At 58.1% G+C, this 22370-nt stretch carries 20 protein-coding genes; 11 read left to right on the top strand and 9 right to left on the bottom strand.

The features are described from left to right. Window positions 1-231 precede the first annotated feature (231 nt). The 5 genes from urtE to urtA all read right to left on the bottom strand — a co-directional run bounded on the left by urtE (window position 232) and on the right by urtA (window position 5081). On the bottom strand, window positions 232-921 hold the full coding sequence (urtE, locus tag ABYA88_RS00005; protein ID WP_339844222.1) for an urea ABC transporter ATP-binding subunit UrtE: 690 nt from the start codon (window positions 919-921) through the stop codon (window positions 232-234). A 15-nt stretch (window positions 922-936) separates the two neighbouring features. After that, complete coding sequence (gene urtD / locus ABYA88_RS00010; RefSeq protein WP_373184354.1) at window positions 937-1677, bottom strand: urea ABC transporter ATP-binding protein UrtD; 741 nt, start codon at window positions 1675-1677, stop codon at window positions 937-939. Then, window positions 1674-2810, bottom strand: a complete 1137-nt coding sequence (urtC, locus tag ABYA88_RS00015; protein WP_373184355.1) for an urea ABC transporter permease subunit UrtC — start codon at window positions 2808-2810, stop codon at window positions 1674-1676. Before urtC ends, urtD begins: the two co-directional genes overlap by 4 nt. Window positions 2811-2837: 27 nt before the next feature. Next, window positions 2838-3761 (bottom strand): urea ABC transporter permease subunit UrtB, encoded by a 924-nt coding sequence (gene urtB / locus ABYA88_RS00020; protein ID WP_339844213.1) that lies wholly within the window; start codon window positions 3759-3761, stop codon window positions 2838-2840. 75 nt (window positions 3762-3836) lie between these two features. Beyond that, window positions 3837-5081 carry an urea ABC transporter substrate-binding protein gene (gene urtA / locus ABYA88_RS00025; RefSeq protein ID WP_373184356.1) on the bottom strand — a complete coding sequence of 415 codons (1245 nt, stop codon included), beginning with the start codon at window positions 5079-5081 and terminating at the stop codon, window positions 3837-3839. Between the two features lie 439 nt (window positions 5082-5520). On the opposite strand from urtA, the gene fmdA reads away from it, so the two are divergent. From fmdA to ABYA88_RS00050, 5 genes are all read left to right on the top strand, one after another. Next, on the top strand, window positions 5521-6750 hold the full coding sequence (gene fmdA / locus ABYA88_RS00030) for a formamidase (RefSeq protein WP_373184357.1): 1230 nt from the start codon (window positions 5521-5523) through the stop codon (window positions 6748-6750). A gap of 71 nt (window positions 6751-6821) precedes the next feature. After that, window positions 6822-7151 (top strand): FmdB family zinc ribbon protein, encoded by a 330-nt coding sequence (locus tag ABYA88_RS00035; RefSeq protein ID WP_373184358.1) that lies wholly within the window; start codon window positions 6822-6824, stop codon window positions 7149-7151. A gap of 89 nt (window positions 7152-7240) precedes the next feature. Further along, window positions 7241-8872, top strand: a complete 1632-nt coding sequence (locus ABYA88_RS00040) for a sigma 54-interacting transcriptional regulator (RefSeq protein ID WP_373184628.1) — start codon at window positions 7241-7243, stop codon at window positions 8870-8872. Between the two features lie 37 nt (window positions 8873-8909). Further along, window positions 8910-9956 carry an aliphatic amidase gene (locus tag ABYA88_RS00045; RefSeq protein WP_373184359.1) on the top strand — a complete coding sequence of 349 codons (1047 nt, stop codon included), beginning with the start codon at window positions 8910-8912 and terminating at the stop codon, window positions 9954-9956. Window positions 9957-9977: 21 nt separating this feature from the next. Further along, the gene (locus ABYA88_RS00050; RefSeq protein ID WP_373184360.1) at window positions 9978-11045 is read left to right on the top strand and encodes an AAA family ATPase; all 1068 of its coding nucleotides are present in this window, start codon (window positions 9978-9980) and stop codon (window positions 11043-11045) included. A gap of 43 nt (window positions 11046-11088) precedes the next feature. On the opposite strand, the gene ABYA88_RS00055 is transcribed toward ABYA88_RS00050, so the two are convergent. The 4 genes from ABYA88_RS00055 to rpmE form a co-directional block, all read right to left on the bottom strand. Next, window positions 11089-12351: a malic enzyme-like NAD(P)-binding protein gene (locus tag ABYA88_RS00055; RefSeq protein ID WP_373184361.1), complete on the bottom strand. Its 1263-nt coding sequence runs from the start codon at window positions 12349-12351 to the stop codon at window positions 11089-11091. A gap of 97 nt (window positions 12352-12448) precedes the next feature. Next, on the bottom strand, window positions 12449-13891 hold the full coding sequence (locus ABYA88_RS00060) for a M48 family metalloprotease (RefSeq protein ID WP_373184362.1): 1443 nt from the start codon (window positions 13889-13891) through the stop codon (window positions 12449-12451). Further along, window positions 13891-14679: a thermonuclease family protein gene (locus ABYA88_RS00065; RefSeq protein ID WP_373184363.1), complete on the bottom strand. Its 789-nt coding sequence runs from the start codon at window positions 14677-14679 to the stop codon at window positions 13891-13893. The genes ABYA88_RS00060 and ABYA88_RS00065 overlap by 1 nt, the downstream gene beginning before the upstream one ends. Before the next feature lie 35 nt (window positions 14680-14714). After that, a complete protein-coding gene (gene rpmE / locus ABYA88_RS00070; RefSeq protein ID WP_373184364.1) occupies window positions 14715-14927 on the bottom strand; it encodes a 50S ribosomal protein L31 in 213 nt (70 codons plus the stop codon). Window positions 14928-15120: 193 nt separating this feature from the next. Between rpmE and ABYA88_RS00075 the strand changes: the two genes are divergently transcribed. The 6 genes from ABYA88_RS00075 to ABYA88_RS00100 all read left to right on the top strand — a co-directional run bounded on the left by ABYA88_RS00075 (window position 15121) and on the right by ABYA88_RS00100 (window position 22293). Then, window positions 15121-17337 carry a primosomal protein N' gene (locus ABYA88_RS00075; RefSeq protein ID WP_373184365.1) on the top strand — a complete coding sequence of 739 codons (2217 nt, stop codon included), beginning with the start codon at window positions 15121-15123 and terminating at the stop codon, window positions 17335-17337. A 104-nt stretch (window positions 17338-17441) separates the two neighbouring features. Next, window positions 17442-19187, top strand: coding sequence for an arginine--tRNA ligase (gene argS / locus ABYA88_RS00080; RefSeq protein ID WP_373184366.1), 1746 nt, complete (start codon window positions 17442-17444; stop codon window positions 19185-19187). Between the two features lie 5 nt (window positions 19188-19192). Beyond that, complete coding sequence (locus ABYA88_RS00085; RefSeq protein ID WP_373184367.1) at window positions 19193-19783, top strand: SPOR domain-containing protein; 591 nt, start codon at window positions 19193-19195, stop codon at window positions 19781-19783. A 144-nt stretch (window positions 19784-19927) separates the two neighbouring features. Further along, window positions 19928-20458, top strand: coding sequence for an ATP-dependent protease subunit HslV (gene hslV / locus ABYA88_RS00090; RefSeq protein ID WP_373184368.1), 531 nt, complete (start codon window positions 19928-19930; stop codon window positions 20456-20458). 19 nt (window positions 20459-20477) lie between these two features. Continuing rightward, a complete protein-coding gene (gene hslU, locus ABYA88_RS00095) occupies window positions 20478-21818 on the top strand; it encodes an ATP-dependent protease ATPase subunit HslU (RefSeq protein WP_373184369.1) in 1341 nt (446 codons plus the stop codon). A 94-nt stretch (window positions 21819-21912) separates the two neighbouring features. Then, window positions 21913-22293: a gamma-butyrobetaine hydroxylase-like domain-containing protein gene (locus ABYA88_RS00100; RefSeq protein WP_373184370.1), complete on the top strand. Its 381-nt coding sequence runs from the start codon at window positions 21913-21915 to the stop codon at window positions 22291-22293. Window positions 22294-22370 lie beyond the last annotated feature (77 nt).

Raw genomic sequence — 22370 nt, forward strand, 5'->3', positions numbered from 1 at the left:
AGCGATCGTGCTGCTGTCTCGGTGAGCGGCGTATTCTACCGTCTCATTCTGCCCTGTCAACCGCTAAATTATCGCTAACTTATTGATTGTAAAGCGCTTTATCAAAAGCGCCCTGACTGGGCAGACGCGCATTATAGGGGCTGTGATTTTGCCGTCAAGGCTTCTTTGCGTTTGCCAGGCATAAAAAAACCCTCCGACCGTTTTCACGGGCGGAGGGTACGACCACATTGGTCACACGGAGAGGTAACGGCTGATGTGTTCGCGATCAATCTCGCTGCCACTTGCCTCATGTACGATGTTGCCCTTGTCGATTACCAGCATCCGGTCAGCTACGGCCAGTGCAAAGCTCAGAACCTGCTCGGAAACCACAATACTGATCTTGCGCGCATGCTTGATATCGTTGAGGGTGCTGGCCAACTGCTTGATGATTGATGGCTGGATACCCTCGGTAGGCTCATCAAGCAAAAGGATCTTCGGGTCCGCAGCCAACGCGCGACCGATAGCCAACTGTTGTTGCTGCCCCCCAGACAAGTTGCCCGCCTTGCGGCGACGCATCTCCAGCAGTACCGGAAACAGCTCGTAGATATCGCCTGGCACTTTCTTGCGCCCTGACGCCTCAAGACCCGCCATGATATTTTCCTCCACCGTGAGGGTAGGAAAAACCATACGACCCTGGGGTACGTAGGCAATACCGTTGGCTACCCGCTGGTAGGACTGCGCCTTACTCAACTCCTTGCCGTTAAAGGTGATGCTTCCACTGCTACTGGGCTGCATCCCGATAAGGGATTTGAACAACGTGGTCTTGCCCATCCCGTTGCGCCCCATGACTGCTACGGTTTCATTGGCTCCGACATCCAGCGAAATACCATGGATGACCTCGCTCATTCCGTAACTTACGTACAAATCGCGAACAGCCAGCATGTCCGATTCCTTCTATTAATGGCCCAGGTAGACCTCGATGACCTTTTCGTTTTTCTGAACATCGTCCATCTTGCCCTCGGCGAGCAGCTTGCCCTGGTGCAATACGGTGACCTTGTTGGCGATGTCCTTGACGAAATCCATATCGTGCTCAATCACGATCACTGAACGATTGCTGCTGATACGCCGTAGCAGATCAGCTGTCGCTTCACGCTCCGGGACACTCATGCCTGCCACGGGCTCATCCAGCATCAGCAACTCGGGATCCTGGATAAGCAGCATCCCGATTTCCAGCCACTGCTTCTGACCATGACTCAACAGACCAGCACTGACGTCCAGCCGCTCTTCGAGGAAAATATCCGCGGCTACCTCACTGACTCTCTGGGTGACATGCTCGGTTGTCTTGAAGAACAGACTGCCAAATACAGTGCGCCCGCCAGGGTAGGACAGCTGAAGATTCTCGCGCACGGTGAGATTCTCGTAGATCGAAGGTGTCTGGAACTTTCTACCCACACCCGCCTTGACGATCTGATTCTCTGCAAGCTTGGTCAGCTCGGTGTTCTTGAACATGATCGAGCCTGAAGAAGCGCGCGTCTTGCCGCAGATCAGATCCAGCAAGGTTGTCTTGCCCGCACCGTTAGGCCCGATGACTACTCGCACCTCGTTGCGCTCCACATAGAGATTGAGCCCATCAACCGCCTTGAACCCATCAAAGGAGACAGTCAAATCTTCAATCGCAAGCAATATCGGTGAACTCATGATTGTGCCTCCTGAGCAGCGTCCGGCTCACTTTCCTTTTTGCGAGAGCGACCCAATAGCCCCGAGAGGGGTGGCTTTATGTAGTCGTTGTAAATACCGGCCAGACCCTGAGGGAACAGCAGAACTACGCCGATGAACAACGCCCCCATGAACACAATCCAGAGTTGCGGAAAGGTTTCTGAAAGCATGGTCTTGGCCAGGTTGACCAGCAGAGCTCCATACACTGCACCAATCAACGAAAGCCTGCCGCCCACGGCGCAGAAGATGACCATTTCGATTGATGCCACTGTGCCCACAAAGGAAGGCGACATGAAGCCCACCTGCAAAGCAAACATGGCACCGCCGATGGCCGAGAATACCGCTGCCAAGGCGAAGACAAAGATCTTGATATTGGCAACGTCGTATCCCGAAAAGCGCACACGGTCTTCCTGGTCGCGCATGGCGATCAACAGTTTGCCAAAGCGACTCTCCAACACGAACTGACCGATCAACAGACAAATGATCAGCGCCACGCAGCAGACAAAGTAGAGAATGTAGCGTGCGCTATCGGAACGAATATCCCAGCCCAACAGTGTTCTCAGGTCGGTAATACCATTGATACCACCGGTATAACCCTGCTGCCCGACGATAAGAATGGTCGCGATGGAGGCAATGGCCTGTGTGATGATTGCGAAATACACCCCACCTACCCGGCGCTTGAACATGGCAAAGCCAATGAAGAAGGCAACCAGGGCTGGCACCGTAAGCATAAGGATGATGGTGAGCGTAAGACTGTGAAACGGCATCCACATCATTGGCAGTTCGGTGATCTGGTTCCAGTCCATGAAGTCAGGAATGCCCGGCGTGCTCTGAATCGATGTGAACTCCGGAGCAGACGATTCCAGCTTCAAAAACATCGCCATGCAATAACCACCAACGCCAAAGAAGATACCCTGGCCCAGACTAAGAATGCCCCCATATCCCCAGCAGAGCACCAGACCAACCGCAACAAACGCGTAGGTCAGGTACTTGCCCAGCAGGTTGAGCCTGAAAATATCAAGGGTCAGTGGCAGAATGACCAGCAGTAAAATCGCCAGCGCCAGTAGCTGCAGCAGGCGTTGGCCTCCCCCGAATGCCGCTATCCATCTGTGCATATCAATAACCTCCAGCTAGCACGCCGATCACCGGCGTACCTTGCTTGCAAAGAGTCCCTGGGGACGAACCATCAGAATGCCGACTACCACCGTAAGGGTGATTACCTTGGCCATGGAACCGCTGAGGAAGAACTCCATTATCGACTGCGCCTGGGCAATACCGAACGCCGATACCACGGTACCGAGAATGCTGGCTGCACCACCAAAAACCACGACCAGGAAGGTATCCACGATATACAGCGAGCCCGTGGTAGGACCGGTGGAAGCGATGGTTGTAAAAGCAGCTCCGGCGACACCGGCAATACCGCAACCCAGGGCAAAGGTGAATCGGTCAACCCGTTGCGTATTGATTCCTGCCGCATTGGCCATCGGCCGATTCTGGGTAGTCGCTCGGACTTTTATTCCCCAGCGCGACTTGTACAGCAGCAGTGCTACGCCAAGGGTGATGAAAAAGGTAATGACCATCACGAACATCCCGTTGACCGGAATATCGATGATGTCTGTCGGTCTCCACGATCCCATTAGCCACGGGGGCAGATTGACACTGACTTCGCGCGGGCCAAAGCCGGAGCGGAAGGCCTGCTGCATGATGAGACCCAACCCCCAGGTCGCAAGCAACGTATCCAGAGGGCGCTTGTACAGGCGCCTGATCATTAATCGTTCGACAAAATAACCGAGAATAAACGTCCCGGTGAATGCTGCAAGTATCGCTATCGGGAAATAGATATGCGCCATCCACGGCCATATCTCGGTGCCGAGAACGGATACCATCCAGGTAATATAGGCGCCCAGGGTGAGAAACTCGCCGTGGGCCATGTTGATGACGCCCATCTGTCCAAAGATGATCGCCAGCCCCAATGCCATCAACAGGAATACGCAGAACAGGCTGAGCCCACTGAACCCCTGCATGACAAAGATGGCCGTGAGTTCCTGCGAGGAATAACCGCCCATGATCGTTCTCCTTGACTCAGTACGATGCGGTCAACAATGACCGCACCGGTGTTGATCTACGCTTAAGCCAGGGGCTTACTGATAACCTTCGGGGAAGGGATTCGGCTCGATCAGATCTGACTCGTAAACCACCTTGGCCTGGCCATCTTCCTGCCACTGACCAACGCGCAGCTTGCTCCAGAGGTGATTGTTTGCATGAATCTTGACGTAGCCTTCAGGCGCAGTAGTCAGTTCGATGCCCGGAGAGGCGGCACTGACATTGTCGACATCAAAGCTTCCAGCCTTTTCTACTGCTGCTTTCCACAACCAGGGGCCAAGATAAGCTGCCTGAGTCACGTCACCGATGACGCTGTCATCACCCCAGCGAGCCTTGAACGCCTTGACGAACTCGGAGTTGTTGTCGTTTTCCAGGGACTGGAAGTACTTCATGGAGGAATAGAAACCCTTCATGTTCTCACCGCCGATACCCAGCACTTCGTCCTCAGTAACGGAAATGGTCATGATGGTTTGGCGATCAGCCGTAATACCCGCAGCATTCAGCTGCTTCCACCAGGCAACGTTGGAGCCACCGACAATGCTTGAATACACCACGTCAGGCTTTTTCAGACGGATCTTGTTGATCAGCGAACCAAAGTTGGTATTGCCCAGCGGGTAGTACTCTTCGCCAACCACCGTGCCACCGAGAACATTCTCAATGTGCTTGCGGGCGATCTTGTTGGAAGTACGTGGCCAGATATAGTCAGAGCCAACCAGGTAGAAAGTCTTGGCACTCTTTTCTTCGGCTATCCAGTCCAGGCCGGCCAGAATCTGTTGAGTTGCTTCCTGGCCTGTGTAGATGACGTTCTTGGATTGCTCGAGCCCTTCGTAGAAAGTCGGGTAATAGAGCATCCCGTTTTCCTTCTCGAATACTGGCAGAACCGCCTTGCGTGATGCCGAGGTCCAGCAACCAAACACGGCAGCAACCTTGTCCTGGGTTAGAAGCTTGCGAGACTTCTCGGCAAAGGTGGGCCAATCACTGGCACCATCTTCCTGAACAATCTCGATCTGGCGGCCAAGTACACCTCCCATCGCGTTGATCTGTTCAATGGCGAGTATCTCAGCCTCGACCGAACCTGTTTCACTGATAGCCATGGTGCCGGTAATGGAATGCAGGATACCGACCTGAACCGTGTCATCGGTAACTGCGAGGCCTGTGGTATTAACCTTAGCGGTCGGGTAATCGGCTGCATTGGCAACGCCGGTCACGCCCAAGCCGGTGCCCAGCGCCAACGCCAGCACATGGCGCTTCCAGGCGGGCATCTTGCGTATCGAATCTTGCATGGGTGGATCTCCTAGATGTGGGTAAAACCGGCAAGCAAATCCGTTTAACGGTTTGTCTACCTGTCACCACACCCTGAGCAACCCTTGTGCCAGCATGCCGAAATCCTTCATAAAAATATCAGCCCATGCGCTTAAACCACCAAATATCAATGACTTGCGTAAGCCACCCGGTTATGGCTGAGCAAAACACGGGGTCTGACATAGCCGGCTCCCTGATAGTGCAATCTGACATTGTCATGACAATGTCCACATTTGAGTAGTGACATTGTCATGACATCGAATCATCAGGATCTGACATTAATTGACTATTGATTCCTATCTATATGATTAAAAACGACTTTTCATTTTAATGACAAAGCTGGCACGTCATCTGCTCTGGGATCATGACTGGCCAGGATCTGGCCGCGATTGCTATCACCCACATAGAGGATTCACAGTCATGGCTGAGACATTGATCAAAATCGATCTGAACAAGAGCCCCAAGGAGCACGACATCATTCATAACCGTTGGCACCCCGATGTGCCGATGGTAGCGACGGTCAAGCCTGGCGATGACTTCATCATCGAGTGCATGGACTGGACCGGCGGACAGATCGCCAACAACGACAGTGCCGATGACGTGCGCGATGTGGACCTGAGCAAGGTGCACTACCTAAGCGGCCCGGTAGCAGTAGAAGGTGCCGAACCCGGCGACCTGATGGTCGTGGATATTCTCGACCTGGGCGCCTTCGCCGACCAGATGTGGGGTTTCAACGGCGTCTTTGCCAAGGAGAACGGCGGCGGCTTCCTGACTGAGCATTTCCCAGAAGCCCGCAAGACCATTTGGGACTTCAACGGCATCTATACCAAGTCTCGGCATATTCCCGGCGTCGAATTCATTGGCTTAATGCACCCAGGCCTTATTGGCTGCCTGCCCTCGCAGGAACTGCTCGATGAATGGAACAAGCGCGAACAGGCCCTGATCGATACCGATCCTGATCGTGTACCCGGACTGGCAAACCCGCCCTATGCACCGACCGCCCATACCGGACGAGCCACCGGTGAAGTGGCAGCCAAGATCGCCAATGAAGGCGCCCGCACCGTGCCCCCGCGCGAACACGGTGGTAACTGCGACATCAAGGACCTGACCAAGGGCTCGCGGGTGTTCTTCCCGGTCTACGTCAAGGGCGGCGGGCTGTCGATGGGCGACCTGCATTTTTCCCAGGGTGACGGTGAGATCACTTTCTGCGGCGCCATTGAAATGGCCGGCTGGATCCACATCCGGGTCAACCTGATCAAGGACGGGGTTAAAAAGTACGGTGTGAAAAATCCCATATTCCAGCCCAGCGACATGGCCCCCAGTTACAAGAAACACCTGATCTTCGAAGGCATTTCCGTCGATGAGAGCGGCAAGCAGCATTACCTGGATGCCCATGTGGCTTACCGCCAGGCCTGTCTGAACGCCATCGAATACATGAAAAAATTCGGTTTCAGCGGCGCACAGGCCTACTCACTGCTTGGTACCGCGCCGGTGCAGGGGCACATCAGCGGCATTGTCGATGTTCCCAACGTATGCGCCACTCTATGGATCCCCACAGAGATATTCGACTTCGACATCATGCCGAACGCAGACGGTCCAACGATCTCGGTCAATAGCCCGGAAGTGCCAACGTCCAAATGGAATAAGTGATCAGGTCCGGCCGCCGCGGTCTTTTTTGGTGCGGCGGCCACCCCCTAAAGCGCACAGTTAGAGAGCACACCATGCCCCTATACGATTTCGACTGCCCACAATGTGGCGCTTTTGAAGCCTTGCTGCCCAGCGCAGAACGCAACCTGCCCCGCGACTGCCCTGCCTGCGGGCAGATCATGCAGCGCCTGATCAGCGCGCCGCGTCTGCAGGTACTCAGTCGTCAGCAACGCACGGCCCATGAAACCAATGAACGCAGCGCCCATCAACCGAAGGTCAGCCATGGACACGGGCACAGTTGTTGCAACTCGGGTAAATGCACCCATCAGCCACGCGCTGAAGGGCAGCCGCCCCCCCTGAAGCAACAGAGTGGTCCGCGACGTCCGTGGATGATCAGTCACTGAGCTAGCAACCTAGCCGGTGCACGCCCAAGACGCAGGCCGCAGGGGGCCAGTTCATCCCCTACCCAAGGAGCCTGCATTCCGTGACAACCATGTCGGATGGGATATCCCAGCAGATGAAGCGTGAACTGGTCGTGATTCTGGAAATGGCCAAGCTGTTGGAAAAGCCACTGGATGCCCCGCGCACCATACAGGGGATTCTTCGGCTGCTCTCGCAGCTATATGGCCTCAACTGCGGCAGAGTCAGTCTGCCTGTGGCGTCGAACAACACAATTGAAGTGCGTTATTCCTACGGATTATCGCCAGAAGATCTCAAGGCCGGCCGCTTTACCCTGAACATCAATCAGGGTGTGACCGGCTACGTCATGCGCACCGGCTCTATCGGCCTGGTACCGGACGTTAACAAAGAGCCGCTGTTCATCTATCGGGTGGCGGAACTGTCAAACCATACCGGCGGACGCATGACTTTTATCGCGGTGCCTATCCTGGAGTCAGGCAGGCCGATCGGTGTGCTGTCGGTCCAGCGCGAGGGTCTGCATGAAAGGCCCTTTGATGGAGACATAAGCTTGATGCGTATCGCCGCCTCCATGGTAGGCCAGGTATTGCGCATCCATCAGTTTGTGGTAGATCAGACAGCGCACCTGGTAAAGGAAAACCAGCATTTACGTCACAGCATCGCGATCGAAGCGATGCTCAAGCAGAGCCTGGCCCACGGAATTCTGGGCACCAGTCCAGCGCTCATGGATGCCGTGCGCTCAACCATCCAGGTTGCCCGCAGCGATGCGCCGGTAATGCTGCTCGGCGAGTCCGGCACTGGCAAGGAAAAGTTCGCCCGGATGACGCACCAGCAAAGTGATCGGCGCGAGAAACCTTTCATCTGTATCAATTGCGCCGCTATACCCGCTGACCTACTCGAATCCGAGCTGTTTGGCCATGCCAAAGGGGCCTTTACCGGCGCCTCCCAGAACAAGCAGGGCAAGATTGTCCAGGCCGACGGTGGCACCCTTTTTCTGGACGAAATAGGTGATATGCCTCTGGCCCTGCAAGCCAAACTGCTGCGTGTACTACAGGAAAAAAAGGTGGACCCGGTCGGCAGCGACAGTGCTGTTTCAGTGGACTTTCGCGTGATCACTGCGACACACGTCAATCTACAGGAGTCGGTCAATCAGGGGCGGTTCCGTCTGGATCTGTTTTATCGACTGCATGTCGTTCCCGTGCAACTGCCTCCCCTGCGCGAACGCCAGGAAGACATCCGACAGTTGGCACTGCATTTTCTCAACGAGCTCAATCACCACTACGAACGCAACTGGAGCCTCGAAGCAGATGCGTTCGAAGTCCTTGAACGGTTTGACTGGCCAGGCAACATCCGGCAGCTGCAGAACGTCCTTGAGCGCACAGCCCTGACCAGTGACCAGGATTCGCTCAGCGGCGCAAAGCTCAAACACAGCCTTTCATCAGAAAGCGCCATCAATCTTCCCGAATACGCTATTACCGAGAAGCCGAGCCTTCCCGGCGCACCGGAAACACCTGCATATCAACCAAGCGGGCCCGGCCAAAGGCCTTACGGACGCTCCTATAACTGGGTTAACCAGGATGAAGCTGCGCAGATCCGCGCCATGCTGGTGGACACCAGCAACAACCAATCTGAAGCCGCCAGACGACTCAACCTGACACTCAGACAACTGCGTTATCGGGTCAGCAAGCTGGGTATCGACCTCAACTGACCTACCCAAACCAAGCAAGCCAGCGGAGGACTAACCAATGCGTCATGGAGATATTTCAAGCAGCCCCGATACCGTGGGCGTCGCGGTCGTCAATTACAAGATGCCCAGGCTGCATACTCGCGAAGAGGTGCTGGCCAACGCACGCAACATCGCAGATATGGTCGTCGGCATGAAAAAAGGCCTGCCGGGTATGGATCTGGTGGTATTCCCCGAATACAGCACCATGGGCATCATGTACGACAACGATGAGATGATGGCCACCGCGGCGACTATTCCCGGAGACGAAACACGTATTTTCAGTGAAGCCTGCAAGCAGGCTAAAACCTGGGGGATATTCTCTCTGACAGGCGAGCAGCATGAGGAACATCCGCACAAGGCGCCCTATAACACACTGGTCCTGATCAATGATCAGGGCGAGATCGTACAGAAATACCGCAAGTGCATTCCCTGGTGTCCGATCGAAGGCTGGTATCCCGGGGACCGTACCTATGTGTCGGAAGGCCCTAAGGGCATGAAGATCAGCCTGATTATCTGCGACGACGGTAATTATCCGGAAATCTGGCGAGATTGTGCGATGAAAGGCGCCGAGCTGATCGTGCGTTGCCAGGGCTATATGTACCCGGCCAAGGAACAACAGGTGATGATGTCCAAGTCCATGGCCTGGGCCAACAACTGCTATGTGGCGGTAGCCAACGCCAGTGGCTTTGACGGGGTGTACTCCTATTTCGGCCACTCGGCGATTATCGGCTTCGACGGCCGTACGCTGGGCGAATGTGGCGAAGAGGATATGGGTATCCAGTACGCCCAACTCTCGGTATCGCAGATCCGCGATGCGCGTGCCAATGACCAGTCACAAAATCATCTGTTCAAGCTACTGCATCGGGGCTATACCGGAATGTATAACTCCGGGGACGGCGACCGCGGTGTCGCTGACTGCCCATTCGACTTCTATCGTACCTGGGTTCTGGACGCAGAGAAGGCCCGCGACGATGTGGAGAAAATGACCCGCAGTACCATAGGCGTCAAGGACTGCCCCGTAGGCGAGCTGCCGCATCCCGGCAAGGACAAGGAAGCCGGAGCATGATATTGCCGAGGGGAGTCGGTAATGCCCTTTATCAATGAAGTGCTTGAGCACAACCAGCGCAAGGGGGGCACCACACCCTCCGTGCGCCAGTCACGATTCCAGTTCAATCTGGACACCGTCATGCAGCAGCTGCGCTCGCGCATCACAGGGCAGGATGCTGCCCTGGATGCCATAGCTGCGAGCCTGGCCCTGACCAAAGCCGAACTGGGCGATCCCCGCAAGCCGCTGGCTGTCATGTTGCTCATGGGGCCAACCGGGGTGGGCAAGACCGAAACAGTGCGTCTGCTCGCAGAGGCCATTCATGGCCGAGCCGATGCGCTGTGCAGGATTGATATGAATACCCTGGCCCAGGAACATTACGCCGCATCACTGACAGGTGCACCGCCTGGTTATGTCGGCAGCAAGGAGGGCAATACACTTTTTGATCGCGAGGCGATTGAGGGCAGCTTTGGCAAGCCAGGCATCGTGCTGTTCGACGAACTCGAGAAAGCCAGCGAACCTGTGACCCGCGCATTGATGAACATTTTTGATAACGGTGAACTGCGGCTCAGCTCCGGCACCACCACTTTGAATTTCCGCAACAGTCTGATTTTCATGACCAGTAATGTTGGCGCGCAAGCAATTTGGAGCTGGCAGCAGCGCCAGCAAAGGGGCTGGTGTCGTTGGTTACCTGAAGCCTGGCGAACACGTCAGGAGCAAAAACAGCACAGGCTGGCCCTGGAAAAGGCCTTCGTCCCTGAGTTTCTCAATCGGATTGACCAGCAGTTGATTTATCAACGCCTGGATGATGATCAGGTGCTTGTGCTGGTAGAGCTTGCACTGGAGCGATTGAACAATCGACTCGCCCGACACCAGATACAACTTGTCGCCAGGCCTGAACTGAAGAACTGGTTGGGCGAACGTGGCTTCGACCGACGCTATGGAGCACGCGCCATGTCACGTTGCTTTCGCCAATGGTTGGAACCGGAAGTCGCTAACGCGCTGCTACAGAGTCCCGATCGACCAGCAGGCTGCCTGCTGATTGCGGATCTGACCCCGCGGCAGGACGCGGTCGTACTGACCCTCGAGGCGCCGGCAGCTTCCGACTAACACAAAAAACCCCGCCGGAGCGGGGTTTTTGATTACCTATTGATCAGATGCAGTCTTCGACTGACTTCAGTGGGTAATGTGCCGGATAGGGCAGTGTCGCTACGCCGGAATCGATCGCGGCCTGGGCAACAGCGGCAGGCACTTCCTCGATCAGGCGCACATCCATCGGCTTGGGAATGATGTACTCGCGACCGAATTCGAGCTTGATCCCGCCGTATGCTTCGGAGATGTACTCAGGCACAGGCTCCTTGGCCAGTTTGCGAATCGCGTGAACGGCCGCAATCTTCATTTCTTCATTGATGCGGGTGGCACGCACATCCAGTGCGCCGCGGAAGATGAAGGGGAAGCCCAGTACGTTGTTCACCTGGTTCGGATAGTCCGAACGGCCAGTCGCCATGATCACGTCGGGACGCGAAGCGTGGGCCAGCTCGGGATCAATTTCCGGATCCGGGTTGGAGCAGGCGAAGACGATGGGGTTTTCAGCCATCAGCTTAAGCTCGGCCGGCTTGAGCAGGTTCGGACCAGAGAGGCCGACAAACACGTCGGCGCCCTTCATGGCATCGGCCAGGGTACGCTTGTCGGTTTCGGTCGCGAAGATGGCCTTGTACTCGTTCAGGTCGTCACGGCCGGCATGAATCACACCCTTGCGGTCGAGCATGTAGATGTTTTCGACCTTGCAACCCATGCTGACCAGCAGCTTCATACAGGCGATGGCGGCGGCACCGGCACCCAGGCAGACGATCTTGGCGTCTTCCAGCTTCTTGTCAGCCAGCTCCAGCGCATTGATCATCGCTGCAGCAGTAACGATGGCCGTGCCGTGCTGGTCATCGTGGAATACCGGAATATCACACTGTTCGATCAGCGCGCGCTCGATCTCGAAGCACTCGGGCGCCTTGATATCTTCCAGGTTGATACCCCCGAAGGTGCAGGAGATGCGGCGCACTGTGTCGATGAAGGCCTGCGGGCTTTCGGATTCGACTTCGATGTCGAATACATCGATACCGGCGAAGCGCTTGAACAACACGCCCTTGCCTTCCATGACCGGCTTGCTCGCCAACGGACCCAGGTTACCCAGGCCGAGGATAGCGGTGCCGTCGGAAATAACTGCTACCAGGTTGCCCTTGCCGGTGTATTTGAAGGCGTTGAGAGGGTCCTTGGCGATTTCGCGTACTGGCTCTGCAACACCCGGGCTGTAGGCAAGCGCGAGGTCACGGGCAGTGGCGGTAGGCTTTGTCAGCTCGACGCTCAGCTTGCCCGGACGTGGGTTGGCATGATAGTCGAGTGCATCGGTTCTCAAATCAGACATGTTCAATATTCCGGTCAAGTTGCTTATGCGGGGTCGAAGAGAATACAGAAAAGGACCTGCCCGAACAAGATCATTCACCGTATCAATGTCAAGGACATTATCTTACAACTTTGAGCCACTGCCCTGGTTGCGGCTGGCCATCCGGCCAGTGCCCGTTGAGCAGGCGCAGACGCGCCTCCGCTTCTTCGCCCAGCGGGCTGTTACGGGCCAGACGCGCATAGGTATCACCCTTGCCTGCGCGGACCAGCCGGATGTGCAGGGGTGCCGCTTTCTTGCGGTCGGTGGCACTCAGTCCACCGAAACTGCGAATGACACTGGTAAAGCCGGCGTCATGACTTTCGAGCCGCGCCTGACCGCGCACCGCACCGACAAACAGAAACAATTGGTCCCTGCGCAAAATGGCGCCGACCCGCCGCGGGCTCTGCCCCGGCAGGATAGCCATGACACCCTGAAAACCCGGCCCGGAAAATGTCTGCTCCTGCGCCAGCTGCTGTTGGCTACCCGCACGCTGGCGTAGCAGGTCGCGGACATTCGATCCGGCAGTTACCGTCTCCAGGGTCATCGCAATGAAAGCAGTTTCATCCGGTGTGTGCCCTATGACCACATCGGGGCGATTGAGAACGGCCCAACCCGCCGGGTAGTCGAGCCGCATGTCCAAAGGCACATGGTAGAAGCGCTGGTCGCGTATCACGCCCTGCGCTTCGCTATCGCCGTAGACCATTCCATTGATTGCCTTGAGATAGTCGTCGCGGCCTACGCGCTGGCTGGTGCCGGTGGACAGCGCCTGGGCCTGACCAACCACCTGTTGCAGCCGTTGATCGTGAGTCGGATGGCTGGCAAACAGACCGTGATAGCTCTCTACCTGCTTGCCCTGGGCCGCGGCTTGCTGGCGGGAGAACGTATCCTGGTCCTTGAGCACGCCGATCACCTCAAGCACAGCGTCGGGCCGATACCCCGAGCGCGCCAGGTACTCGGCGCCGAGGCCGTCCGCTTCCAGCTCCATGTCACGACCGTAGCCCGACACCAGTGCGCTGCCGAGCATATTGCTGAGATCACCTGCCGCCGGCATGCCGGTGCCCATGGTGACCAGCTGGCCAAGAATGCTCGAACCCATGGCCATGCTCTGCTGGCGTACGCCATGGCGTGCTGTCACGTGACCGATCTCATGACCCAGCACAGCCGCCAGCTCTGCTTCCGAGTTCATATAGGCCATCAGGCCGCGATTCATGTAGACATAGCCGCCAGGCAGGGCAAAAGCGTTGATATCGGCCGAATCGACCACCTGGAAACGGTACTCGAGATTACTGCGATGACTGTTGCGAGCCAGCTCTTCACCTATACGCTGCACATAGGCCTGCAGCGCAGCGTTCTCCACCATGGGCATTTGCTCGCTGATCTGCGCATTGGCCTGCCGACCCATCGCCAGCTCCTGGCTCTCGGACATCATCACGAAGTTCTGCTTGCCAGTAACCGGGTTTACCGCGCAGCCCTGGAAAACCAGCACTGCAAGAACGAGGAAAGGTAGAAAAAATGAGCGCATCAGTCGAACTCCAGCATGAAGGGGTGCCGCACTGGCAGCATGAACCTTTTATATGCAGTTAGCGATTGTCCTTGGCGCTGACGGTCCACTACCCAGCCGCGAGCCTCCAATGTACGCCCTGCCCATTGCCGGGGAGTACCGCCGAAGGCCTCCTGGAAGACTTCGAGTTCTTCCCGGCCAATGCGCAGCGTCACCGGACCGTCGAGATCCAGCCACAGGTAACCGCCGCCCTCCGAAACCGACGCGATCTTACCGCTTATGACGCTGAAGCCACCCGTCTTGACCACTGAAGCAGGCGTGATCGGCGAGCGGCTCCAGACGCCGCGATCGGCGGAGCGCGCCCGACGCTCGGCCACGCCGTGACAGTCTGCCATCCTGTCGTTGGGCGGCACCACCAGGGCGAACCCCAGCCCTTCTTCCAGCAGCTGCGCCTCGACATTGCTGCCATCGGCAGCGAACAGGTGTGCCAGAGTCCGCCCGTAGCGATCCCGAGGGGCTTCGCCCACGTGCATGCGCATGCCCGGCTTGCTCACCAGCGCCTCGAGGCGTTTTCTGGCAGCCTGGGCAAAGGGCTCGGAAGGTTCGCCGCGCCGGCCGATTTCCGGCGTATCTATACCCAGCAGACGTACCCTGCGCCCATCGACCAGCTGCAGAGTGTCGCCATCAATCACGAAGCGGCTGACCACCTCGCTGCCCCGGCCAACCGGAATACAGGTATCCGCCTGCAACGGCAGGGCTATTAGCCAGGCAACAAAAAAGGCGCTCCATAGGAGCGCCTTCTTGTTCACATGTCCCAGCACTTGCGAGTGGCCGGGCACGGTGATTACTTGGAGCTGACGGCGCCGAAACGCTGCTTGAAACGCTCGATACGACCGCCGGTGTCGAGGATCTTCTGCTTGCCGGTGTAGAACGGGTGACACTCGGAGCAGACGTCCAGGTGAATGCCATCTTTCAGCGTGGAACGGGTCTTGATCACGTTGCCGCAGCTGCAGGTTGCTTCGATTTCCTGATAGGTAGGATGCAAATCAGCTTTCATGGTATTTCCTCGGTAGGTGTGCCGCCACCCGATCGACCTGATCTGGCACCGCACTGTGGTTGTCTGCCGGTTCCGGCGCCGATGCGCAGAGACCGTAAAATAGGCCGGCGATAATACCAGAAACCTCACTCAACGCAAGTCTCATGCGAACCACCGTGCGATGCTAACATGCCGGGCTAACCAAGGAGCCAACGTGTCCGGACCCATACTGCAGGTCGCCCTGCCCTCGCCACTGCGACGACTCTTCGATTATCGCGCTCCCAGCGGCGTGCGAGCAGAAGATCTGCACCCGGGCCAGCGAGTTCGCGTGCCCTTCGGCCAGCGTCAGATGGTCGGGGTGATTGCCTCCCTTAGTGACGTCTCCGAGGTGCCCCCGGCCCGCCTGAAGCGTGCGTCCGAGCTGATCGATCTGAAACCATTGCTCCCTGAAACCCTCTGGCAACTGTGTTGCTGGACCGCGAGCTACTACCAGCATGGCCTGGGCGACACCCTGAGCTGCGCACTACCCACACTAGTGCGTCAGGGCGAGCCAGCCATCGCGCGCCAGGACCGCCTCTGGCAACTGCTGCCGGGCGCCTATCCGGAACACCCGGCCATCAGTCGCGCAGCAAAACAGAAGCAGGCGGTGCAGATACTCGCCAAGCATCCCCATGGGCTGTCCCACGCCCTGACCACACAATGGGGATTGAGTCGTGACACCCTCGAAGCGCTGGAGAAAAAAGGCCTGGCCCAACGTATCAGCCAGTCTCATCATCATACCAACGAGCCATTGCCGCTGCTGCGCGAACCAAGGCTAACCCCCAACCTCGAACAGTCCGCTGCGCTGCAGGTTATAAAGGCAAAATCGGGCTTTGCTGCCTGGTTGCTCGATGGTGTAACCGGCAGCGGCAAGACCGAGGTCTATCTGCAGGCAATCGAACACTGCCTGGGCGACGGCCGCCAGGTGCTGGTACTTATTCCGGAGATAGGCCTGACGCCACAGACCCTTGAGCGCTTTCAACGCCGTTTCAGTGTGCCCGTGGTGATCCTGCATTCGGGCCTGAATGACCGCGAGCGGCTTGATGCCTGGGTCGCGGCCCGTGACGGCGAAGCGGGTATCGTCATCGGCACCCGTTCTGCAATCTTCACGCCGCTTGCGCGACCCGGCCTGATCATCGTCGACGAGGAGCACGACCTGTCCTTCAAACAGCAGGAAGGGCTGCGCTACAACGCCCGGGACCTGGCGGTCTATCGCGCGCACCTGGAACACACTGCGATCATTCTCGGCTCTGCCACACCTTCGCTGGAGAGCCTGTATAACGTCAGACGCGGACGCTACCGGCACCTGCATCTGACCGAGCGGGCCGGTCACGCAAAGCCGCCCAGTTTCCAATGCATCGACATCCGTAGCCGCAAGCTCGAGGCCGGTCTCTGCCGCCCGATGATCGAGGCCATTGGTGAGCACCTGAATAAAGGCAACCAGGTGCTGGTGTTCATCAACCGCCGGGGGTTTGCTCCCACACTGATGTGCCACGACTGCGGCTGGATGGCCGAATGCACGCGCTGTGATGCGCGCATGACCGTGCATCAGTCGCCGCCGAGACTGCATTGCCACCACTGCAACAGCCAGCGTCCAGTTGATCGGGAATGCCCGAAATGCCAGAGCACCGAGCTGCGCTCCATCGGTGCCGGCACCGAGCGTACCGAGGAACATCTGGTCAGCTGTTTTCCGGATTTCCCGGTATTGCGCATCGACCGCGAAAGCATGGCCCGGAAAAAAGCCATGCAGGACATGCTGGCCCGTATCCAGACCGGCCAACCCTGCCTGCTCGTCGGCACCCAGATGCTGGCCAAGGGGCATCACTTTCCCGATGTCACACTGGTTGCCATCCTGGATGCCGATGGCGGACTTTTTTCCTCCGACTTCCGCGGACCCGAACGTATGGCGCAGATGATCACTCAGGTTGCCGGTAGGGCCGGACGTGCGGAAAAGCCGGGCCAGGTACTGATCCAGACCCATATGGCCGAGCACCAGTTACTGATCGACCTGACCGAACATGGCTACGCCACTATCGCCCAAAATGAACTCGATTCACGGGAAAAGGCCGGTCTGCCTCCGTGCAGCTTCATCGCCCTGCTCCGTGCCGAGGCCAACAACGCCGCGATGGCCAACGAGTTTCTCGAGTCCGCCTGCGAACTCGCCGAGCAGCTGTGCATTGATCTGGACCTGGCCAAGGTCGACACGCTTGGGCCGGTCCCCTCGCCAATGGAGCGCCGCGCCGGACGCTACCGGGCACAGCTTCTGGTGCAGGCTCCTCAACGCTCAGCCCTGCATCAGCTCCTGCATCACTGGCTGATACAGCTTGAAAGCCATAGCCTGAGCCGCAAGGTTCGCTGGTCAATTGATGTCGACCCGCTGGACATGTTCTAGCTGTGGCACCACCGGCTCCCCCGGCAAGACAGATTTGGCAATCCCTTGCCTAACCCGGATAATGACCGGCTTTCCACAGGCAGATGCCGGATACCCGAACGCATATGAAAAACCTTATCAGCCAGTTGCTCGCCAGTGCCGTCAACCGCCTCCAGAACGAAGGCGTGTTGCCTGCCGACATCGTGCCCTCCATTCAGGTCGAAATAGCACGTGACAAGGCCCACGGGGACTTTGCCAGCAATCTGGCCATGACCCTGGCCAAGCCGGCCCGAATGAAGCCCCGGGATCTGGCGGAAAAAATTGTGGCGGCGATGCCCGACCACGAAGCAATCGCCGAGGTAGGCATTGCCGGGCCGGGCTTTATCAATATCTTCCAGAGCAGGCAGTGGCTGGCCACCCGTCTGGATGAGGCCCTGCAGCATGAACGCCTGGGCGTGCCGGAAGCACATCCGCTGCAGCGGGTGGTGGTCGACTACTCCTCACCCAACCTGGCGAAGGAGATGCATGTAGGTCACCTGCGCTCGACGATCATCGGCGACGCGGTGACCCGGGTTCTCGAATATCTCGGTCACGAGGTAATACGCCAGAATCACGTGGGCGACTGGGGCACCCAGTTCGGCATGCTACTGGCTTACCTGGAAGAACACAGCGTAGACGCTGAGGCCGAGCTGGCCGATCTGGAAAACTTCTACCGCCAGGCCAAGCAGCGTTTTGACGAAAGCCCGGAATTTGCCGACCTAGCGCGTGAACGCGTGGTCCAGCTCCAGGCCGGCGATCCCCAGTGCCTGACACTCTGGGACAGGTTCAACAGCATTTCCCTCGGCCATTGCCAGGCAGTGTATGACCGGCTCGGCGTCAGCCTGACTACCGCCGATGTACGCGGTGAAAGCGCCTACAACGATCAGCTTTCCAGTGTGGTGGAGCAGCTTCGCAAGACTGGCCTGCTGACCGAAAGCCAGGGCGCACAATGCGTATTCCTCGACCAGTTCAAGAATGCCGAAGGCGAGCCCCTACCGGTGATTATCCAGAAGGCCGGCGGCGGCTATCTGTACGCCACGTCCGATCTGGCGGCAATGCGCTACCGCTACACCCAGCTCGGGGCTGATCGTGTGCTGTATTTTGTCGATCAACGTCAGGCACTGCATTTCCAGCAGGTCTTTGCAGTTGCCCGCCTCGCTGGCTTCGTACCGGAAAGCATGCAGCTCGAGCACATGGGCTTTGGCACCATGAACGGGCCCGACGGCAGGCCCTTCAAGACCCGCTCCGGTGGCACCATCAAACTCACCGACCTGCTTGACGAAGCCGAACAGCGCGCGCACCAGCTGGTCGCGCAGAAAAATCCCGAGCTGGCCGAGAGCGAGCTGCGCGGGATCGGCCATGCAGTGGGCATCGGCGCGGTGAAATATGCCGATCTGTCCAAGCATCGCAGCAGCGACTACAACTTCAACTTCGAACAGATGCTGAGCTTCGAGGGCAATACGGCTCCTTATCTGATGTACGCCTATACCCGAGTCGCCAGCGTGTTCCGCAAACTCGAGCGCAGCATGGCGCAGCTTGACGACCTGGGGCCAATGCAACTCGAACAGCCCGCCGAGGTCGAACTGGGAGCGCATCTGGCGCAGTTTGCCTCGACGCTGGATTATGTCGCCCGAGAAGGCACACCTCATGTACTCTGCCACTATCTATATGAACTGGCCGGGCGGTTTTCCAGCTTCTACGAGCAATGCCCGATCCTGGCCGCTGAGGAGCCGGCCCAGCGCGACAGCCGTCTGCGCCTGGCGGCCCTGACCGGTCGCACCCTGAAGCAGGGACTCGACCTGCTCGGCATCGACACCCTGGAGCGCATGTAAGCAGTATGGCCAAAGCACGCAAAGCCCCCAGACGCGGCGCCAGCCGGCAGCAGCCCGCGCCACGCCGCGCTATTCCAGGCTGGCTCTGGCTGGTCAGCGGACTGGCCATAGGCCTGTTCGTCGCCTTCCTGTTCCAGCTTGAGCCCGGGCGTGAAACAGTCAAGCGCGACAAGACCCCACCCACCCCGCCGCCGAGTCAGAGCAGCAAGGCGAGTGGGGAGCCCCGCTACGATTTCTACACCCTCCTGCCGGAGTCCGAAGTGATCGTGCCCCAGGGCGGTGCGCCAGACGTTCCTCCAGAGGCCGAAACCCCCTCCGACGGTGATACCGTAGCCGCGGCAGATACACGCACGCGGTTTTTCCTGCAGGCAGGCTCGTTCCGCAAGCAGGCCGAGGCCGATCGGGTCCGCGCACAAATACTGTTGCTCGGTCTCAATGTGCGCCTGGAAGATGCCCGCCTCGACAGCGGTGATGTCTGGTACCGCGTGCAGGTCGGACCCTACACGGATCGCACCAAGCTGAGCGATGCCCAGAAGGTCCTTACCGGTAACGGCTTCGACAACCTGCTGTTGCAGCAGCGCGACGCCAAGCCCTGAAAATAGCCCCGTTCGGGGCTGTTCCGATTACCAGTAGCACAATCGCAACTTGAAATAGCCATGGGCGCCCCAAGATACGTTGAAAGGGGCCAGCCCTGCTGCACCCCCTCCATTTCATTCAGACCAGCCAACCAGGAGTTGCGCGTGACTACAATCGTATCTGTTCGTCGGCACGGCAAGGTCGTGATCGGCGGCGATGGCCAGGTATCCCTGGGCAATACCGTGATGAAAGGCAATGCCCGCAAAGTTCGCCGCCTCTACAAGGATCAGGTCATCGCCGGTTTTGCCGGCGGCACAGCGGATGCGTTCACGCTGTTCGAGCGCTTCGAGGCGCAACTGGAAAAACACCAGGGCAACCTGGTCCGCGCTGCCGTGGAGCTGGCCAAAGACTGGCGCACCGACCGCGCACTACGCCGGCTTGAAGCCCTGCTGGCTGTGGCCAACAAGGACGCATCGCTGATCATCACCGGCAACGGCGATGTTATCGAACCTGAAGAGGGCCTGATCGCCATAGGTTCTGGCGGACCTTTTGCCCAGGCCGCAGCCAGCGCCCTGCTGCGCCACACTGATCTGTCCGCCCGCGAGATTGTCGAATCAAGCTTGAACATTGCCGGCGAAATCTGCATCTATACCAATCACAACCAGACAATCGAGGAGCTGGACGCCAATACCTGAGGCGGCCGGAAGCATAAGCATGTCCATGACCCCACGCGAGATTGTCCATGAACTGGACCGCTACATCATTGGCCAGCAGGACGCCAAGCGCGCCGTAGCCATCGCCCTGCGCAATCGCTGGCGGCGTCAGCAGCTACCTGATGCGCTGCGCAACGAAGTCACCCCCAAGAACATCCTGATGATTGGCCCGACCGGCGTTGGCAAGACCGAAATAGCCCGTCGCCTGGCCAAGCTGGCCCAGGCTCCGTTCATCAAGGTTGAAGCGACCAAGTTCACCGAGGTCGGCTACGTTGGCCGCGACGTCGAGTCGATCATTCGCGATCTGGTGGATGCGGCACTGAAGATGCTGCGGGTACAGGAAATCGAGAAGGTCGGCCACCGCGCCGAAGACGCCGCCGAGGAGCGTATTCTTGATGCATTGCTGCCCCCCGCCCGGCAAGGCGCGAGCGACCAGCCCGCGAAGGACGACAGCAGTACCCGCCAGCTTTTCCGCAAGCGCCTGCGCGAAGGCCAGCTGGATGACAAGGAAATCGAGATCGACGTCGCTGATACGCCTATCGGCGTCGAGATCATGTCGCCACCCGGCATGGAAGAAATGACCAGTCAGTTGCAGAGCATGTTTTCCAGCTTCGGTAAGGAAAAGCGCAAAACGCGCAAGCTTACCGTCAAGGAAGCCTTCAAGCTGATCCGTGACGAGGAAGCCGCACAACTGGTCAATGAAGAAGAACTGAAGGCCAAGGCCATCGAGGCAGTGGAGCAGAATGGCATTGTATTTCTCGACGAAATCGACAAGGTCAGCAAACGCGCAGACAGCGGCAGCGGCGCTGACGTCTCTCGCGAAGGTGTACAGCGCGATCTGCTGCCATTGATCGAAGGCTGCACGGTCAACACCAAGTTCGGCATGGTCAAGACCGACCATATCCTGTTCATCGCCTCGGGCGCGTTTCACCTGACCAAGCCCTCGGATCTGATCCCCGAGCTGCAGGGCCGCCTGCCTATCCGGGTCGAACTCAAGTCCCTGACTCCCGGCGATTTCGAGCGAATCCTGACTGAGCCGGATGCGTCGCTGACCGAGCAGTATCGCGCGCTGATGGACACCGAAGGGCTGACTATCGAGTTTGCCGATGAAGCCGTCACTCGCCTGGCCGAGATCGCCTGGCAGGTCAACGAGAAAACCGAGAACATCGGCGCACGCCGACTGCATACTGTGCTCGAGCGGCTGCTGGAAGAAATATCCTTCAGCGCAGCTGATCTCGCCTCCTCGCAGGATGGCGCGGCAATGGTGATCGATGCCGCCTATGTCGATGAGCACTTGGGTGAACTGGCAGTGAACGAGGATCTATCGCGGTATATTCTCTAGAACAAGCTGGACGTTTTGAGCTGGAAGCAGACCGTGCACATCGCAGTCTCTGCTTCTGGTTTCCAGTCTCGACTTTGCCTCTCAGGACCTCCCGATGCCAGCACCGATCCCGACGACCATCAAACTTCGAAAAGCCTCGCGCAGCCTCCTTTTGGGTTATGCCGATGGTCAGGAGTATGTACTACCGGCCGAGTATCTGCGGGTATATTCACCCTCGGCCGAGGTCCGCGGGCACGGCAAGCCGGTACTGCAAACCGGCAAACAGCATGTAGGACTGGTGGGCGCCGAGCCTGCTGGACGCTATGCGCTAAAGCTGACATTCGACGATGGTCATGACAGCGGGCTGTATACCTGGGACTACTTGTACGAACTCGCCGTTGAGCAAACTAGCCGCTGGCAGGCCTACCTTGATCAGCTGCAAAAAGCAGGCGCCAGCCGCGATCCGCATACCAGTACGGTGCGCTTGGTTCCCTAAAGCAAACGCACTGTTCTTTTCTTGTATACCCGTCTCCCGGCCAGTTATCGCCGGCCTGGCCGAGAAAATCTTTTTAA

This window comes from Halopseudomonas sp. (assembly GCF_041579695.1).
In the GTDB taxonomy this organism is placed as follows: Bacteria; Pseudomonadota; Gammaproteobacteria; order Pseudomonadales; family Pseudomonadaceae; genus Halopseudomonas.

Bases quoted from the DNA above. Each gene is read 5' to 3' on its own strand.
- urtE (WP_339844222.1), bottom strand. From the start codon at position 921: ATGCTGGCTGTTCGCGATTTGTACGTAAGTTACGGAATGAGCGAGGTC.
- urtD (WP_373184354.1), bottom strand. From the start codon at position 1,677: ATGAGTTCACCGATATTGCTTGCGATTGAAGATTTGACTGTCTCCTTT.
- urtC (WP_373184355.1), bottom strand. From the start codon at position 2,810: ATGCACAGATGGATAGCGGCATTCGGGGGAGGCCAACGCCTGCTGCAG.
- urtB (WP_339844213.1), bottom strand. From the start codon at position 3,761: ATGGGCGGTTATTCCTCGCAGGAACTCACGGCCATCTTTGTCATGCAG.
- urtA (WP_373184356.1), bottom strand. From the start codon at position 5,081: ATGCAAGATTCGATACGCAAGATGCCCGCCTGGAAGCGCCATGTGCTG.
- fmdA (WP_373184357.1), top strand. From the start codon at position 5,521: ATGGCTGAGACATTGATCAAAATCGATCTGAACAAGAGCCCCAAGGAG.
- ABYA88_RS00035 (WP_373184358.1), top strand. From the start codon at position 6,822: ATGCCCCTATACGATTTCGACTGCCCACAATGTGGCGCTTTTGAAGCC.
- ABYA88_RS00040 (WP_373184628.1), top strand. From the start codon at position 7,241: ATGTCGGATGGGATATCCCAGCAGATGAAGCGTGAACTGGTCGTGATT.
- ABYA88_RS00045 (WP_373184359.1), top strand. From the start codon at position 8,910: ATGCGTCATGGAGATATTTCAAGCAGCCCCGATACCGTGGGCGTCGCG.
- ABYA88_RS00050 (WP_373184360.1), top strand. From the start codon at position 9,978: ATGCCCTTTATCAATGAAGTGCTTGAGCACAACCAGCGCAAGGGGGGC.
- ABYA88_RS00055 (WP_373184361.1), bottom strand. From the start codon at position 12,351: ATGTCTGATTTGAGAACCGATGCACTCGACTATCATGCCAACCCACGT.
- ABYA88_RS00060 (WP_373184362.1), bottom strand. From the start codon at position 13,891: ATGCGCTCATTTTTTCTACCTTTCCTCGTTCTTGCAGTGCTGGTTTTC.
- rpmE (WP_373184364.1), bottom strand. From the start codon at position 14,927: ATGAAAGCTGATTTGCATCCTACCTATCAGGAAATCGAAGCAACCTGC.
- argS (WP_373184366.1), top strand. From the start codon at position 17,442: ATGAAAAACCTTATCAGCCAGTTGCTCGCCAGTGCCGTCAACCGCCTC.
- ABYA88_RS00085 (WP_373184367.1), top strand. From the start codon at position 19,193: ATGGCCAAAGCACGCAAAGCCCCCAGACGCGGCGCCAGCCGGCAGCAG.
- hslU (WP_373184369.1), top strand. From the start codon at position 20,478: ATGTCCATGACCCCACGCGAGATTGTCCATGAACTGGACCGCTACATC.
- ABYA88_RS00100 (WP_373184370.1), top strand. From the start codon at position 21,913: ATGCCAGCACCGATCCCGACGACCATCAAACTTCGAAAAGCCTCGCGC.